This window comes from Enterocloster sp. HCN-30185, assembly GCF_037890305.1.
In the GTDB taxonomy this organism is placed as follows: Bacteria; Bacillota; Clostridia; order Lachnospirales; family Lachnospiraceae; genus Enterocloster.
Genome location: NZ_JBBKBT010000002.1, coordinates 97,556 through 112,792, shown reverse-complemented (window position 1 = coordinate 112,792; position 15,237 = coordinate 97,556). Strand labels below are relative to the sequence as shown.

The following is a 15,237-nucleotide window of genomic DNA, read 5'->3' as shown; positions in this document are numbered from 1 at the left end:
GGAGCTCTCGCCCGGCCTTCTGCCTATACGTTTCTCAATACATCCGTAATTTTTACTCCTGCTCCAGAATCACCTTAGCAGGACACTTTTCTGCACATTTGCCGCAATTAGTACACTTGTCATAGTCAATCACAGCCAGATTGTTGTCCATATGGATGGCATCTGACTCACACTGTCTGGTACACAGGGTACAGCCGATACAGCCGGCCTGGCAGGCTGCCTTTACATCCTTGCCCTTGTCGTGGCTGCTGCACTGTACCAGATGCTTTGCGCTGTAAGGCACAAGCTGGATCAGTCCCTTTGGACAGGCAGCCACACATTTACCGCAGGCCACACATTTTTCCTTGTCAACCACTGCCACGCCGTCAATCACGTGGATGGCATCAAACTGACAGGCCTTTACACAGGAGCCAAATCCCATACAGCCGTAGCTGCAGGCCTTGGGGCTGCCTCCGGGAACAACGGTGGCTTTGGCGCAGTCCTCGATTCCTGTATAGGTGTACAGGGTTTTTGCCTTATCGCAGGTTCCCTTGCAGCGTACAAAGGCTACCTTCTTATCTGCAGCCCCTGCGTCTACACCCAGGATGGAAGCGATCTTCTCTCCTACGGGAGCGCCGCCTACGGGACAGGCATTTGCGGGAGCCTGACCGTTTGCAATGGCCTTTGCCAGAGCATCACAGCCTGCGAAGCCGCAGCCGCCGCAGTTGTTGCCTGGAAGCTCCTCCCGGATCGCCAGCTCTTTTTCATCCACTTCAACCTTGAACTTCTCGCCAAAGAGGCCCAGGCCGATACCAACTACAATACCTACCACCGCAATGACAGCGGCAGCCATAACAATTGCCATAATATTCATCTTCGTCTCCTCCTTCTACAGCAGTCCGGAAAATCCGAAAAATGCGATAGCCATCAGTCCTGCTGTTACAAGGACAATGGGAGATCCCTGGAAGTTATATGGGATATCATTTCCCTCAATACGCTCACGGATACCGGCTAACAGCACGATGGCTACGGTATATCCAAATGCGGTTGCAACACCATTTACCACACTCTCAATGATGGTGTAGTCATTCTGCACATTGGTTAAAGCCACGCCCAGTACGGCGCAGTTTGTGGTAATCAGAGGCAGGAACACACCCAGAGCGTTATACAGGGATACCATGCATTTCTTTAAGAACATTTCCACGATCTGCACCAGGGCTGCGATTACCAGAATAAACACAATGGTTTTTAAGTAATCAAGGCCCAGAGGCTGCAGGATCAGCTTATACAGCAGGCTGGCAGCAATGGATGCGATAGTGATAACGAAGATAACCGCACCTCCCATACCGGCTGCTGTCTCTACCTTCTTGGAAACACCGACGAAGGAACAGATGCCAAGGAACTGGCTTAACACCACGTTGCTGACGAACGCGGAGCTGACGGCAATTACAAGTAATTCTTTCATCTACTCTTTCCTCCTATTCTTCCGTCTTCTCTTTGCAGGAAGCGCAGTCGCCGCTGCAGCCCTTGCGTTTCTTCTTATCCTTTACAGAGCCGTTGGTAGCACATGGCAGCTTTAACTTATTCTGAAGTGCTGTCAGGCAGGCCAAAACAAAGAAGGCGCCGGGAGCCAGGATAAAGATAGCAGCAGGCTCATAGGAAGCAGGCATTACCTGGATGCCGAAAACCGTTCCGGCCCCTAAAAGCTCTCTTGCTCCGCCGATAAGGATCAGCGCGATGGTAAAGCCAAGACCCATCCCAAGACCGTCAAAGGCAGAAATGAGGGGCTTGTTCTTCATTGCAAAGGCCTCTGCACGGCCCAGGATGATACAGTTTACAACAATCAGGGGAATATAGATTCCCAGAGCACTGTAAAGGGAAGGGGTAAAGCCTTCCATCAGCATATCTACAATGGTAACCAGAGAAGCTACCACTACGATCTCGCCTGGAAGCCGCACACGGGCGGGAATAATATTTCTCAGGGCGGAGATCACAATATTTGCCGCAACCAGAACCGCCGTGGTGGAAAGTCCCATACCCGCACCGTTGGTAGCGGAGGTGGTTACTGCTAACGTAGGACAAAGGCCCAGCATCTGGATTAAGATGGGGTTTTCCTTCCATACGCCGTTATAAATTCGTTCCGTATATTTATTCATCTCTTACGCCTCCTACTCTCCGATGCAGTTTTCTACAAAATAGATGGCCGCATTTGCCGCTCCGGTTACTGCATTGGATGTATAAGTTGCGCCGCTGATGGCCTGAATCTGGTTGTCAGCCGAAGGCGCTGTTTTTGTTACCTCCAGAGTCTGGGCTGCCTTTCCTGTAAACTGGCCCTTAAACTCCGGCTCTGAAGCCTTCATGCCAAGACCAGGAGTCTCGCTGATGCTTAAAAAGCCGATACCTGTCAGCGTTCCCTCCGCAGTAATGCCTGCCGAGATCTGCACCAGGCCATTGTAACCGTCATTGGAGCTTGCGGTAATCAGGTAGCCAAGCAGAGTTCCGTCCTCAGCCAGAGCCTCCTGGGCTGCGTCAATGGATACGTTTCCAAAGCCCTGCTCTGCAATCTGGGCTGCTCCGGCCTCTACTGCTGCCTTTAACTCATCGGTCTGTTCAAAGGAAGCCGCCTCAGGAAATACCTCCTTGTAGGTAGCTGTATTGGCTGCCAGCTGGGCCTTTGCGATAGGCTCTAAGGTCACCTCGTGGACTGCACCCAGACAGGCGCCTGCTACCAGTGTGATGACAAAGAGAAGAAATGCATCTTTCATAATTCCTTTCATGCCTTTTTAGCCTCCTTTCCGAATGCTTTTGGAAGGGTCACGCGCTCGATCATGGGCACGAAAAGGTTGCATAGGATGATAGCGTAGGAAACGCCCTCAGGAGAAGCGCCCCACAGACGGAAGATACCGGTTAAAAGTCCCAGCATGATTCCGAATACGATCTGTCCCATAGGTGTAATGGGGCTGGTAACATAATCGGTCGCCATAAAGAACGCTCCGAAGATCAGACCGCCGCCGCATACCTGGGCAAGCACATAATTGGCGTCAAGGCCGCCAAAGATAAATACAAATACAGCCAGGGTAGCTATGTATGTCACAGGAATCTTCCAGCTGATGACTTTCTTTACGATCAGGTAGATGCCGCCGATCAAAAGTGCGATCACAGAAACCTCACCGATGGTTCCGGGAATCCGTCCTACAACCATAGCGGCCAGATCCACGCTTCCCCCTGCCCGCATGGAGGCTAAAGGAGTGGCTCCTGAGACGCTGTCAAAGCCCAGCTTTGCGGATGAGAAATTATTCATATGGCCCGCAAAGGAGATCAGGAGAAAGCATCTTGCTGCCAGAGCCGGGTTCATGAAGTTCTGTCCCAGGCCGCCGTACAGCTGCTTTACTACGACGATCGCAAAAATACCGCCGATCACAGGAATCCAAACCGGAATCTCCGGAGGCATATTCAGCGCCAGGATCATACCCGTTACCAGGGCGCTGCCGTCCATAATGGTAATGGGACGGTGCATCAGCTTCTCATATACATATTCGCTTGCAATACAGGCAGCTACAGTTGCCAGTATCACAAACAGCGCATGAAAGCCAAAGTTGTATACGCCAAAGGCTGCCGCGGGAAGCATGGCGATGGCCACGTCCAGCATCAGGCTCTGTGTATCCACGCTGCATCTCACATGAGGAGATGAAGATACATTTAATAATTTATTCATGACTTTTGTACCCTCCTACCCTTTCTTCCTGCGGTTTGCCGCAACGGTCTTTCTCATTTCCTTAAAGGCCTGAGTCAGAGGACGTCTGGCCGGACAGATATAGGTGCAGCTTCCGCACTCCATACACTCCATGCCGTTGACCTTCTCAAAACGCTCACAGTCATTTCTCAAAGCTGCCTGCATCATCATCACAGGAACAATGCGGCTTGGACATACGCTTACGCAGCGGCCGCAGCGGATGCAGGCCGTAGGCTCCAGGGCAGATACCTGATCCTTTGTAAAACAGGTCAGCGCAGAGGAAGTTTTGCTTACAGGGATATCCACGGTAAAGAGTGCCTGTCCCATCATGGGACCTCCGGAAATAATCTTCTCCGGCTCCTCCTTAAAGCCGCCTGCAGCCTCGATGAGCTCCTGATAATTGGTTCCCAGCTTTACATTGAAGTTGCAGGGCGTATTGACCGCATCGCCGGTAATGGTGATGATCTTGCGCATCAGAGGCGTGCTCTTGCATACCGCCATATAAATAGAAATAACTGTATCTACATTATCTACAATGCAGCCTGCATCGGCAGGAAGCATAGAGGAATTTACCTTTCTTCCGGTTACTGCATAGATAATGGAACGCTCACCGCCCTGAGGATACTTGGTAAGCAGAGGACATACGGTAATCCTTGGCTCATCCTTTACAAGCTCTTCCAGCTTTTTAATGGCCTCCGGCTTATTGTTCTCCACCGCGATCACGCCTTTGGCATTGTCAAAGAGCTGAAGGATGACCTTTAAGCCTCCTACTAACTTCTCCGGCTCCTCTACCATCAGACGGTAGTCGCTGGTCAGATAAGGCTCGCACTCCGCTCCGTTTACAATGACGTAATCAATGGCGTTCTCGTCCTTTGGGGTAAGCTTTACATGAGTCGGGAAGCCTGCGCCGCCCAGTCCCACGATGCCTGCTTCCTTGACAATGGAACGGATCTCTTCTTTTGACAGTGTCCCCGGATTTCTGTTCTCTCCCAGCCCCTCTACCGTCTCATAGGCTCCGTCATTTTCAACGATCACAGACGGAACCATAGCGCCGTTGGCCGTCCGTCTCGGCTCGATGGCCTTTACTGTACCGGACACGGAGCAGATTACATTTGCAGAAATAAATCCGCCTGCCTCTCCGATCTTCTGCCCCGCTAAAACCCGGTCGCCTTTTGCAACCAGCGGTTTTGCAGGAGCACCTATGTGCTGAGACATAGGATAAACCAGTTCGCCCTTTGGAAGCAGGACCTGAATCGGTTTGCTTTCAGACAGTTCTTTTCCTTCATACGGATGGATACCGCCTTTAAAAGTCGCCAGACCCATAGATTTTTCCCTTCTTTCTTGTACATTTTCTCTTTTTTGTGAATCTTTCACATTTTTTATAGATCTTTCACAGCCTTATCAGTATAGCATAAATAAAGCGTGTATACAATATGTAAACCAATCGTTAAATTTTTAATTATTTTGTTTATTTTTTATCAATTAAGCATTGTTTTCTAATTTGTTCACTTTAATCCAAAAAATGCAGCAGAACTATTTCGCTCTGCTGCATTCCAATCTACGGCTGTGACATCTTTCGTCTCAGATATTTAACGGATAAAGCTGGTGCGCTTTTTCTCCGGTTCCGCCTCAGGAACCGTAATTCCAGCCTTTCTTCCGGCCTCAATGCACTTTAAAAGCCAGGCCATATTCCGGCCAAGGGTACGCATGATCTGCATCCCTTCCTCGTCCTGAACGGTTTCCTCTGCACTTCTTCCATGGACCATGTTCCAATACTGGGATGAAACCACCGGCATCTGATTAAAGGTAAAATATTTATTTAACTGATCCAGAGTTGCTGTGGTTCCTGCTCTTCTAGCGGAGGCGATGGCCGCTCCCGGCTTATGAGCTGCAGCGCTTCCGCCGCAGTAGAAGAAACGGTCTAAAAAGGAGGTTATGGCTCCGCTGGCAGATGCATAATGAACCGGAGAGCCAACGATCAGACCGTCGCATTCCTTCATCTTAGCGACTGCCGTATTTACCAGATCCTCATCATGGACACATTTTCCCAGTGTGCCGCAGGCTCCGCAGCCCATGCAGCCCCATACCTGCTGTCCGCCAATGTGAAGAATTTCAGACTCAATTCCTTCCTTTTCCAGTTCCTTTGCAATCTCACACAGCGCTCTCCATGTGCATCCCTCTTTGTGCGGGCTTCCGTTTAACATCAATACTTTCATATTCTATATCCTCCTGCTTGATTTTTTATTTTCTTCTTAAACAGAATCTTCTGATATCTCTCCGATACAGTCCAAAAGCTCTTTTGCGGTAAGATCAGACAGGGAAATCCCTTCCCCTGTGACAATCTGATCTGCCAGCGCTCTCTTTGCCTCCTGAAGGTTTAAAATATTTTCCTCAATGGTATCTTTGGTAATCAGACGGTAAACTGTGACCTGTTTTTCCTGGCCAATGCGGTGAGCCCTGTCTGTGGCCTGGTTCTGGGCGGCCACATTCCACCAGGGATCATAATGGATCACAATATCCGCTGCTGTAAGGTTTAACCCCGTTCCTCCTGCCTTGAGGCTGATGAGAAAAACAGGAACATTCTCCTTTGAAAACCGCTCCACCAGCTTTAATCGCTCTTCCTTCGGCACGGCTCCTGTTAAACAGATACTCTCAATCCCTTCTTTTTCCAGCCGGCGGCTGATCCGCTCCAGCATAGAGGTAAACTGAGAAAAAAGAAGGATTTTATGTTCTCCCTCTGTTCCCCGCCGGATCAGATCCATACAGGTTTCCAGCTTAGCTGAACCGGATCTCCATCCCTCCAGGCACAATCCGGGATCGCAGCAGATCTGCCGCAGGCGCATAAGACCGGAAAGGATCTGAAGCTTTGCCCCATTTCCCGGCATATCCTGAGAAAATGTACGTTTCAGTTCCAGGGCTTTAGCCACATAAAGCATCCTCTGCTCTCCCTCCAGATGGGAATATACCACCTGCTCGATCTTATCAGGAAGCTCTTTTAATACATCCTTTTTCACACGGCGCAGCACAAAGGGACCAATCAGCCGCTTCAGCTTCAAAAGCGCCTCCTGATCCTGATCTCTTAAAACCGCCACCTCATACTCTTTATGAAAAACCGACGGACCAAATAAAAAGCCTGGCATCAGGTAATCAAAAATGCTCCACAGCTCTCCCAGCCTGTTTTCCACCGGCGTCCCCGTAAGCGCAAACCGTGACTGTGCGCTGACTGCCTTTACCGCACGAGCGCTCTGTGTGGCTGCATTTTTAATATACTGGGCCTCGTCAATAATCTGAAATCGGAAACGGATGTCCTGATAAAGAGAAATATCCCGTTTTAAAAGATCGTAGGATGTGATCAGGATCTGGCAGAACGAAGGATTTTCCCTTACAGACTGCAGCAGTTCCCCTCTGGCCGTACTGGAGCCGGCCAAAGACCAGACGCGCCGTTTCGGAGCAAACCTCCTGATCTCACATTCCCAATTATATACCAAAGAAGCCGGACAGACAATAAGGCTGGGAAGCGTCTCCCCCCGGCTGTAGGCATCCTCCAAAAGAGCAATGGTCTGAAGCGTTTTTCCAAGCCCCATATCATCTGCTAAAATCCCGCCAAACCCGTACTGATCCAGAGTTTTCATCCAGCGATATCCCGTTTTCTGGTATTCTCTCAGCACACCTTCCAAAGCCTCAGGGAGCGGATCTGAGCTGTCTTCTACAGAACGGATCCCCCGGATCACAGCCTTAAACAACCGGTCTCTGTAAAGCGCCACTCCTGACCCCTCTTTTAAAAGATGATCCACATACAAAGCCCGATAGGACGGGAGCCGGATCTGTCCTGCTTCCAGTTCTTTTTTCGTTATGCCAAGTTCCTTTGCCAGGCGCATCACTGTATAGATGCCCCCTTCTCCCAGCTCTAAAAACTGTCCTGTTTTTAAACGGTAATACTTCTTTTTCTGGCTGTAGGCCTCCAGGATTTTTGTCAGTTCCTTCACAGAAAACTCTTCCGGATCCACCGTAAGCTCCAGCCACCCGGCTGCCAGACGTACCTCTGCTTTTATCCCTGGTGTTCGGATCACTCTCCAGTTTTTCATATTTTCTGCCAGATAAACCTCTCCCAGAGCCTTAAATTCATCCATCCCGGTACCCAGCAGACGATACAGGGCATCCTCATCCTTGCGGATCACCAAACGTCCGTCTGTGCTGCTTTTGCATTTAAAATACGTTCCAATGACCTGGCTGATCTTAAATTCCCCCGGTACATCCCGACAGACCGTTCTGGGAAGCGCTTCATCTTCTATGGGATGAAACCTGTATTCTCCATAAGACAGATATGGCTCCATATAGAGCGTTCCATCTTCTCCTGCTTCAAAGTAAAACTCTGCCTTTAACGGTTCCGGCTCATACTTGTCTAATTCCACTTCCTCCAGACGGATCCGGCTGTATCCTTGGATCCGTTTTAATACTCGCTGCTGAAAAAGAGGAATATCCTTATCTGCTATCAGGATCTGGCTTTCTCTGTCTGTGCGGATCTGTTCCAGGAAAATCGCTGCCGAACGTGAAAATGCTTCACCGCAGCAATACAGACGCTTTCCGGCTGCAAGATATAAATGACGGCTTCCTCCAAAAACTGCCTGCACTGCCTGAGGGGTTTCCTGTTCACCATCCTGTTCCAGAACCCCCTCCAAACGTACCCGAATACCATCTCTCCCGTACCGGTTTACCAGAACCGCCAGTTCCGGCTCTGAGCATTCCAGAGAAAATATCCCTCCGCTGCCCTGAGGCAGGCGAACCTCCAGCCCTTTTTCTCCTGATGTATTTTTTAATAAAATCTCAAAAAACCGATCCCGGTCCAGTCTGCCTAAAGTCACGCGTCTGAGAGCCTTCTGATGCTCCATAAGCTCCAGGATCAGATCCACGAGCAGCCTCGATACCGGTTCAAAGACCGTTCTTTGATGATGGAAGGCCAGCTCCTTTCCATAGGATACGTAAGCTCCCCCCTCTAGGGCTGTACAGAAGGCCGGAAGATCTCTCAATGCATACATACGCTCTCTTCCGATCTTAAATTCCGCCTGTATATCCCGGCCTTCCAGAAACAACACTGGTTCGATGCGTACCTGGGAGCCCTCCTCTTCTTCCAGAATATCCGCTACTGCACGGTTTGTATACTCCCGGATCATGGCATGAGCCTGAAAAGAAGTACGGATCGGAGGCTTCAGGGCTTCCTTTTTATATTTCTTATAATATGCAAAAAGGGCCTCCCCATGGGCGCAGATGCCCCTGTAAGAATTCCCTTCTGCACAGGTACAGGAATAATCCCTTACCTGGTCATTTTTAAGATACAGCTGAACCTTATAAGTATGGGCCTGGTCTTCTACCAGGCCCTTTACACCAGCCTCTCCTTTCCAAAAGCTGCTGGTTTCCATTTTTTCAATCTTCATTGACATGAAATCCATCCTGCCTTTACAGGCTCTGGTTTACATCCGCTCCGGCGCTTCGATCCCCAGAAGGCCGATACAAGTCTCAAGCACCCGCTTAGTAAGGGTGATCAGGCCGATGTAGCTGTCCTTTCTGGCCTCATCTTCCTCAGAGAGGATCTTGGTATCGTGGTAAAAACTGTTAAATGCATTAGCAGTCTCATAGACATACTGGCAGATCTTGTGCGGAGCTGTTTCTGCAAAGCTGTTTTCCAGTACCTCGCTGTATTTTGCCAGCTGAAGCATAAGGGCCTTTTCAGAAGCTCCTGCTGCCGGAAGGATCTTTTTCTCAGCGGCCAGCTCGCTGACACTTCCTCCATTTTCCTTGTATTTTCCAAGAATGGACTTAATACGCACAATGGTATAAAGGATGTAGGGACCTGTATTTCCTTCAAAGGAAATAAACCGATCCATATCAAATATATAATCCTTAGAAGCCTGATTGGACAGATCGCCATACTTTAACGCAGCAAGACCCACTACCTTTGCAGTCTCCCTTGCCTCCTCTTCTGATACAGTACGGTTTTCCATGATGCGGTTAAATACAGCCTCATCAATATCTGAGATCAGCTTTTCCAGACGCATCACGCCGCCTTCTCTTGTTTTAAAAGGCTTTCCGTCCTTGCCGTTCATGGTGCCGAAGCCCAAAAAGATCATCTTTGTATCCGGCTTTACGATTTCTGCCTTTCTGGACACCCGGAATACCTGCTCAAAATGCATAGCCTGGCGCTTATCTACTACATAAATATAGCGGTCTGGTTTAAAATCCTGTTCCCTCTCAACGATCGTGGCAAGATCAGAGGTAGCATAAAGGGAAGCTCCGTCTGATTTACGGATCAGACAGGGAGGAATCTCCTTAGTATCGCCCTCTTGGGCCACATCCACAACCAGGGCGCCCTGGCTTTCATAGGCCAGTCCTTTGTCAATGAGCATCTGCACCATATGGTCAATATATGGCTCTGCGTCGCTTTCGCCCTTCCAGAGATCGAAATCTACATTTAAATTAGAGTAATTCTTCTTAAGGTCTGCCACAGATACAGCCAGAATGTGATCCCAGATGGCTCTGAAGGGCTTATATCCCTTCTGAAGCTTTAAGGTCGCCTGATGAGCTCTCTCCTTAAACGCTTCATCCACCTTTGATTTGGCGCTGGCTGCCGGATAAATCTCCTCCAGCTCACTGATGGTAAAGGGAGCCTCTGTGGGATACTCACCCGTATAGGATTCATCAAAGTATACCAGTTCCGGTTTTCTGTCCCTTAATTCTTCGATGATCAGACCCATCTGCAGTCCCCAGTCGCCCAGATGAACATCACCGATCATCTCATATCCCATAAAACGGCCCATGCGCTTGATGCTCTCTCCGATAATAGCAGAACGCAGATGGCCCACATGAAGGGGCTTTGCCACATTGGCGCCGCCGTAATCCACGATGATCGTTTCCTTCTTTTCAGGTTCTTCCAGTCCCAGCTTGTCCGCCTCTGCCATACCCTTCATATAATCTGCCAGAAACGCCTCTGACAGCTTCAGATTGATAAAACCAGGCATCACAGCCACTGCTTCGCCAAACATGGGCTGCTCCCTTTCTGCTGTCAATTTTTCCACTACCGCATTTGCAATATCAATCGGCTTGGTTTTATACGCCTTGGCTGCTGCCATGGCTCCGTTGCACTGGTACTCGCACAGATCCGGCCGGTTGGACAAAACCACCTTGGCAAATTTATCCTCATAGCCGCAGGCTGTAAAGGCCGCCTTAAGCTTCTGCTCCATCAGATCCAGAATTTTCTTCACTCCACGTTTCTCCTTTTCTGCACTTCTTATAGATGCAAAACTGCCCCGGCAGTGAAGCCGGAGCAATCCTACATTTTCTCACATACAAATGAATTATACACGGGACAGATACTCGCCGGTTCTTGTATCGATCTTGATCCTGTCGCCGATCTCTACGAACAGCGGTACGCTTACAACAGCGCCGGTCTCTACAGTTGCAGGCTTGCTTGCACCGGTTGCTGTATCGCCCTTAAAGCCCGGCTCTGTATCTGTGATCTCCAGCTCTACAAAAAGAGGAGGCTCTACAGAGAATACGTTGCCGTTGTAGGAGCAGACCTTGCAGATCTCGTTTTCCTTAACGAACTTTAACGCATCGCCGATCAGATCCTGGTTTAATGCCAGCTGCTCGTAGTTCTCTGTGTTCATAAAGTTGTACAGATCGCCGTCTGCATACAGATACTGCATATCTACACGGTCAATTCTTGCTGCCGGGAATTTCTCAGTTGGACGGAAGGTGCGCTCAACCACACCGCCGTTGATCACATTTTTTAACTTGGTACGTACGAAAGCAGCGCCCTTGCCTGGTTTAACGTGCTGGAACTCAAGGATCTGCACTACCTGTCCTTCGATCTCCAGTGTAATTCCATTTCTAAAATCGCCTGCTGATATCATAAAGATATTCCTCCTTAACGTTCTTTGTACAGGACGCTTTTCTCTCCAGCGCCCGCCAGGGCATGACCTGCCTTTGGCGGTCCCCTGTATATCTAATCTTTTATATTTTATACTATGTGTCCATGTTTTTCAAGTTCTTTTTACGGCTTTTTCTGTAAAAATAAAGCACAGGCCGTTCCAGATACCGTTTGAGCACGATCTGTATCTCCTCTTTAGGGTCAATGGGCTTTACAAGAATGCTTTTAAGTCCTGCCCGGTTTGCTCCATATACGTCCGTAAACAGCTGGTCTCCCACAAAGAGAGTTTCCTTCGGCCCTGTCCCCATACAGGCCATGGCATTTTTATACCCTCTCTTTGAGGGCTTTCCTCCCTTATGGATATAAGGACTTTTCACCTGCGACGCAAAAGGCTTTACTCTGGCTTCTTTATTATTAGAAAGAAGACAGGTTTTAAATCCCAGCTTTTTTAAATGTTCAAACAAAGCAATGGCTCTCTCATCGGCAGGTGCGCCATGAGGCACCAGCGTATTGTCAATATCAAAGATCACGCCCTTAATCCCCCTGTCCTTCCAGGTTTCAAAGGGGATATCATATGTGGAGTCCCAAATTTCCTGAGGGTAAAATGGTTCAAACATAATCCTTTTGCCTTTCTCCTATTTTTTGAGAAGTTTTCCCAGCTCCTCCATAAAGGTGCTCACGTCCTTAAACTCTCTGTACACGGAAGCAAAACGCACATATGCAACCTCGTCCACCTGCTTAAGCTTTTCCATAACCAGTTCACCGATCACCGCAGTAGATATCTCTCTCTCCTCCCGATTAAAAATCTGATTCTCAATCTCATCGATCATAACTCCGATCTGCTGGGGAGATACGGGGCGCTTATGGCAGGAGTGGATGATACCGGCTTCAATCTTGGAGCGGTCATATGCCTCTCTGGTATTATCCTTTTTAATCACCATAAGGGGCATGGTTTCCAGTTTTTCATAGGTTGTAAAACGCTTCCCGCAGCGCTCGCACTGGCGGCGTCTGCGGATGGAACTGTTATCGTCTGCGGGACGGGAATCAATTACTTTCGTATCTGCTTCATTACAATAGGGGCATTTCATATGGCTTGCACTTCCCTTCTTTATATAAAATGATGACAATTTATGTCTTTATTTGCATTTATTTTAACCGAAACACTTCTCAAGTGCAAGAACTTTGTAACCAGACCAATGAAAATCATTGGATGGATCGGAATTTTTTTGCTATAATAAAAAAACAAACTATACTGCAGTGAAAGGCGGATCAAAATGAATTGTGTATATGTAAGAAATCTGCGTCTGGGAGAAGGCACTCCCAAGGTCTGTATTCCTCTTGTGGGAGCTTCGGATGAAGCTCTTTTTGAGGAGATCAAAGCGCTCTCTTCCTATCCGGCGGATCTGGTGGAATGGCGGACAGACTACATGAATGATATTTTTAATGAAGGGCGGCTGACTGGTCTTCTTCCCCGTCTCAGAAAACATTTGGGAAATACGCCTCTTATTTTCACCTTCCGTACCACAAAAGAAGGCGGACAGCGCCAGGCCTCGCCTCAGCAATATAAAACACTGGCTATGGAGGCAATCGCCTCCGGCTGTATCGATCTGATCGATATCGAACTTTTCTCTGATCCGGACAGCATTACAGAGCTTACAGCTCTTGCAAAAGAAAAAGGAGTAAAAACCATTTTTTCCAGTCATGACTTTTACTCCACCCCCTCCTGCGGAGAACTCCTGTCACGGCTGCGCCACATGGAAAAGCTGGGAGCCGATATTGCAAAAATCGCCGTGATGCCCCGGTGTCCGGAAGATGTGCTTACGCTGCTTACAGCTACCGTTACAGCCCGACGCCAGCTCACCTGTCCTGTAGTCACCATGGCCATGGCGGGAACAGGGCTCATCAGCCGTGTCTGGGGGGAAATCTTTGGCTCCTGTCTTACTTTTGGTCTGGCAGGACAGGCATCCGCTCCCGGACAGATCGATGCCAGAGAGCTAAAATGTGTGCTGGATATTCTTCATAATAATCTGTAGCAGACATAGGGTATTTCTATAATAGTAAATATATTTCATTTTCAGTAATTCCCCTTCCCTTTCAGCAAAAAATGTGTTAGTTTTTAGTCAGTGTTTCCTTACAGAGTGCCGGTTCATCCCCCCCAACAGCTCCGGCACTCCCTTCCAAAGTCAAAAGCCCGCACAAGCTTTTCATACAGCTTTTTCTCATAAAACGACTGCCTGCCAGTGATCCCCCGTCACTGGCAGGCAGTCGTTTAACACTTTACCTTTTCCTCTACATTCTTTTCCTTCACATCCACCAGGATAATATCATTTCCGACCTGGCAGATATCGCAAAAGGGAATGATATACTCCTTTTCCCTCCCCAGAAAACCGCAGATGCATCCGGGCCCCGGAACGATCAAAGCGGTCATGCATCCCGTTTTCATATCAAAATCCACATCTCCTACGAAACCCAGGCGTTTGCAGTCCTTTATATTTATGACCTCTTTCTGTTTGAGATCGCAAATCGTCATTTTTCCCCTCCTGCCTGGCAGTTTTATTTCTTATCCATATATACGCAGAAAGAGCCGGAAGTATTCATTTCCGGCCCATTCTGCTCCCTATGCACAGGGAATTTCAAATATAAAATTTAGAATACAGGGACAACCGCACCCTCATAGGTACTTTCCATAAATGATTTTACCTCATCACTCGTAAGCGCCTCAATGAGAGCCTTTGTTTTTGGACTTTCCTCTTCACCCGCTCTTACGGCGATCACGTTTCCGTAGGTCTGGGCTGCCAGAGATTCCGCGTCCTCTGTTGCCAAAGCGTCGCTTACTTTTAAGCCCGCCTCGATGGCATAGTTTCCGTTGATAACTGCCACATCGCCGTCCTGTAAGGAACGGGGAAGCTGGGCTGCCTCGATCTCTACAATATCAAGGTTCTTTGGATTTTCTACAATATCATTTTTCGTTGCTTCCAGACCTGCATCCTCCTTTAAGGTGATCAGACCCTGGGCCTCTAAAAGAAGAAGGGCTCTTGCCTCATTTGTCAGGTCATTTGGAACAAGAACGGTTCCCTTTTCCGGAATCGCGTCTAAAGAAGCGCTCTTTCCTGCATAGATACCAAAGGGCTCATAGTGGATCACCGCCACACCGGAAAGCTCTGTGCCGTTCTGGGCATTAAAGGAATCCAGATAAGGCTGGTGCTGGAAATAGTTTGCATCCAGATCACCGGAATCCAGCGCATTGTTCGGAAGCACATAATCTGTGTACTCTACAATCTTTAAGTCATAGCCTTTAGAAGCCAAAACCTCTCTGGCAGCCTCCAAAATCTCCGCATGGGGGGCAGGGCTTGCGCCTACGGTCAGCTCTTCCAGTTTTTCAGGGCTCTCTTTCTTCTCCTGTTCTGCATCGGCTTTGCTTTCCTGCTTTTCTGCCGCTGCTGTTGTCTCCTCGGCCGGTTTGGAGCAGCCGGTTAACAGGGATGCAGCTAATGCTGCTGCGATTACTGCTGTTTCTAATGTCTTTCTTTTCATAATAGTTCCTCCTCTTTTCAGGCCCAGGGCCCTGATATGTATTCTGCGGTTTTTAAGCCGCTTAAGA

15 protein-coding genes are annotated in these 15,237 nt (G+C 48.8%); 1 reads left to right on the top strand and 14 read right to left on the bottom strand.

Annotated features, from left to right (window positions below; translation table 11 throughout):
• Nucleotides 1-52 precede the first annotated feature (52 nt).
• The 12 genes from WKT10_RS02840 to nrdR form a co-directional block, all read right to left on the bottom strand.
• Nucleotides 53-853, bottom strand: coding sequence for an RnfABCDGE type electron transport complex subunit B (locus tag WKT10_RS02840; protein ID WP_066547435.1), 801 nt, complete (start codon nucleotides 851-853; stop codon nucleotides 53-55).
• Nucleotides 854-868: 15 nt separating this feature from the next.
• The gene (locus WKT10_RS02835; protein WP_066547432.1) at nucleotides 869-1,444 is read right to left on the bottom strand and encodes an electron transport complex protein RnfA; all 576 of its coding nucleotides are present in this window, start codon (nucleotides 1,442-1,444) and stop codon (nucleotides 869-871) included.
• 13 nt (nucleotides 1,445-1,457) lie between these two features.
• Nucleotides 1,458-2,135 (bottom strand): electron transport complex subunit RsxE, encoded by a 678-nt coding sequence (gene rsxE, locus WKT10_RS02830; RefSeq protein ID WP_066547428.1) that lies wholly within the window; start codon nucleotides 2,133-2,135, stop codon nucleotides 1,458-1,460.
• Nucleotides 2,136-2,147: 12 nt separating this feature from the next.
• On the bottom strand, nucleotides 2,148-2,756 hold the full coding sequence (locus WKT10_RS02825) for an FMN-binding protein (RefSeq protein ID WP_066547425.1): 609 nt from the start codon (nucleotides 2,754-2,756) through the stop codon (nucleotides 2,148-2,150).
• Complete coding sequence (locus WKT10_RS02820; RefSeq protein ID WP_066547423.1) at nucleotides 2,753-3,694, bottom strand: RnfABCDGE type electron transport complex subunit D; 942 nt, start codon at nucleotides 3,692-3,694, stop codon at nucleotides 2,753-2,755. Before WKT10_RS02820 ends, WKT10_RS02825 begins: the two co-directional genes overlap by 4 nt.
• Before the next feature lie 15 nt (nucleotides 3,695-3,709).
• Nucleotides 3,710-5,035, bottom strand: a complete 1,326-nt coding sequence (gene rsxC / locus WKT10_RS02815; protein ID WP_066547421.1) for an electron transport complex subunit RsxC — start codon at nucleotides 5,033-5,035, stop codon at nucleotides 3,710-3,712.
• A gap of 266 nt (nucleotides 5,036-5,301) precedes the next feature.
• Complete coding sequence (locus WKT10_RS02810; protein WP_066547418.1) at nucleotides 5,302-5,928, bottom strand: flavodoxin family protein; 627 nt, start codon at nucleotides 5,926-5,928, stop codon at nucleotides 5,302-5,304.
• A 36-nt stretch (nucleotides 5,929-5,964) separates the two neighbouring features.
• Nucleotides 5,965-9,144: a DEAD/DEAH box helicase gene (locus WKT10_RS02805; protein ID WP_296037779.1), complete on the bottom strand. Its 3,180-nt coding sequence runs from the start codon at nucleotides 9,142-9,144 to the stop codon at nucleotides 5,965-5,967.
• A gap of 36 nt (nucleotides 9,145-9,180) precedes the next feature.
• Nucleotides 9,181-10,968, bottom strand: coding sequence for an arginine--tRNA ligase (gene argS, locus WKT10_RS02800; RefSeq protein WP_066547416.1), 1,788 nt, complete (start codon nucleotides 10,966-10,968; stop codon nucleotides 9,181-9,183).
• 93 nt (nucleotides 10,969-11,061) lie between these two features.
• Nucleotides 11,062-11,619 (bottom strand): elongation factor P, encoded by a 558-nt coding sequence (gene efp, locus WKT10_RS02795; protein WP_066547415.1) that lies wholly within the window; start codon nucleotides 11,617-11,619, stop codon nucleotides 11,062-11,064.
• 112 nt (nucleotides 11,620-11,731) lie between these two features.
• On the bottom strand, nucleotides 11,732-12,253 hold the full coding sequence (locus tag WKT10_RS02790) for a YqeG family HAD IIIA-type phosphatase (RefSeq protein ID WP_066547412.1): 522 nt from the start codon (nucleotides 12,251-12,253) through the stop codon (nucleotides 11,732-11,734).
• Between the two features lie 18 nt (nucleotides 12,254-12,271).
• A complete protein-coding gene (gene nrdR / locus WKT10_RS02785; RefSeq protein ID WP_066547409.1) occupies nucleotides 12,272-12,724 on the bottom strand; it encodes a transcriptional regulator NrdR in 453 nt (150 codons plus the stop codon).
• Between the two features lie 186 nt (nucleotides 12,725-12,910).
• Between nrdR and aroD the strand changes: the two genes are divergently transcribed.
• Nucleotides 12,911-13,669 (top strand): type I 3-dehydroquinate dehydratase, encoded by a 759-nt coding sequence (gene aroD / locus WKT10_RS02780; RefSeq protein ID WP_066547406.1) that lies wholly within the window; start codon nucleotides 12,911-12,913, stop codon nucleotides 13,667-13,669.
• Between the two features lie 236 nt (nucleotides 13,670-13,905).
• Here the strand turns inward: aroD and WKT10_RS02775 are convergent, their stop codons facing one another.
• On the bottom strand, nucleotides 13,906-14,166 hold the full coding sequence (locus WKT10_RS02775; RefSeq protein WP_066547403.1) for a PRC-barrel domain-containing protein: 261 nt from the start codon (nucleotides 14,164-14,166) through the stop codon (nucleotides 13,906-13,908).
• A 116-nt stretch (nucleotides 14,167-14,282) separates the two neighbouring features.
• Nucleotides 14,283-15,170 carry a MetQ/NlpA family ABC transporter substrate-binding protein gene (locus tag WKT10_RS02770; protein ID WP_340275329.1) on the bottom strand — a complete coding sequence of 296 codons (888 nt, stop codon included), beginning with the start codon at nucleotides 15,168-15,170 and terminating at the stop codon, nucleotides 14,283-14,285.
• Nucleotides 15,171-15,237: the final 67 nt, after the last annotated feature.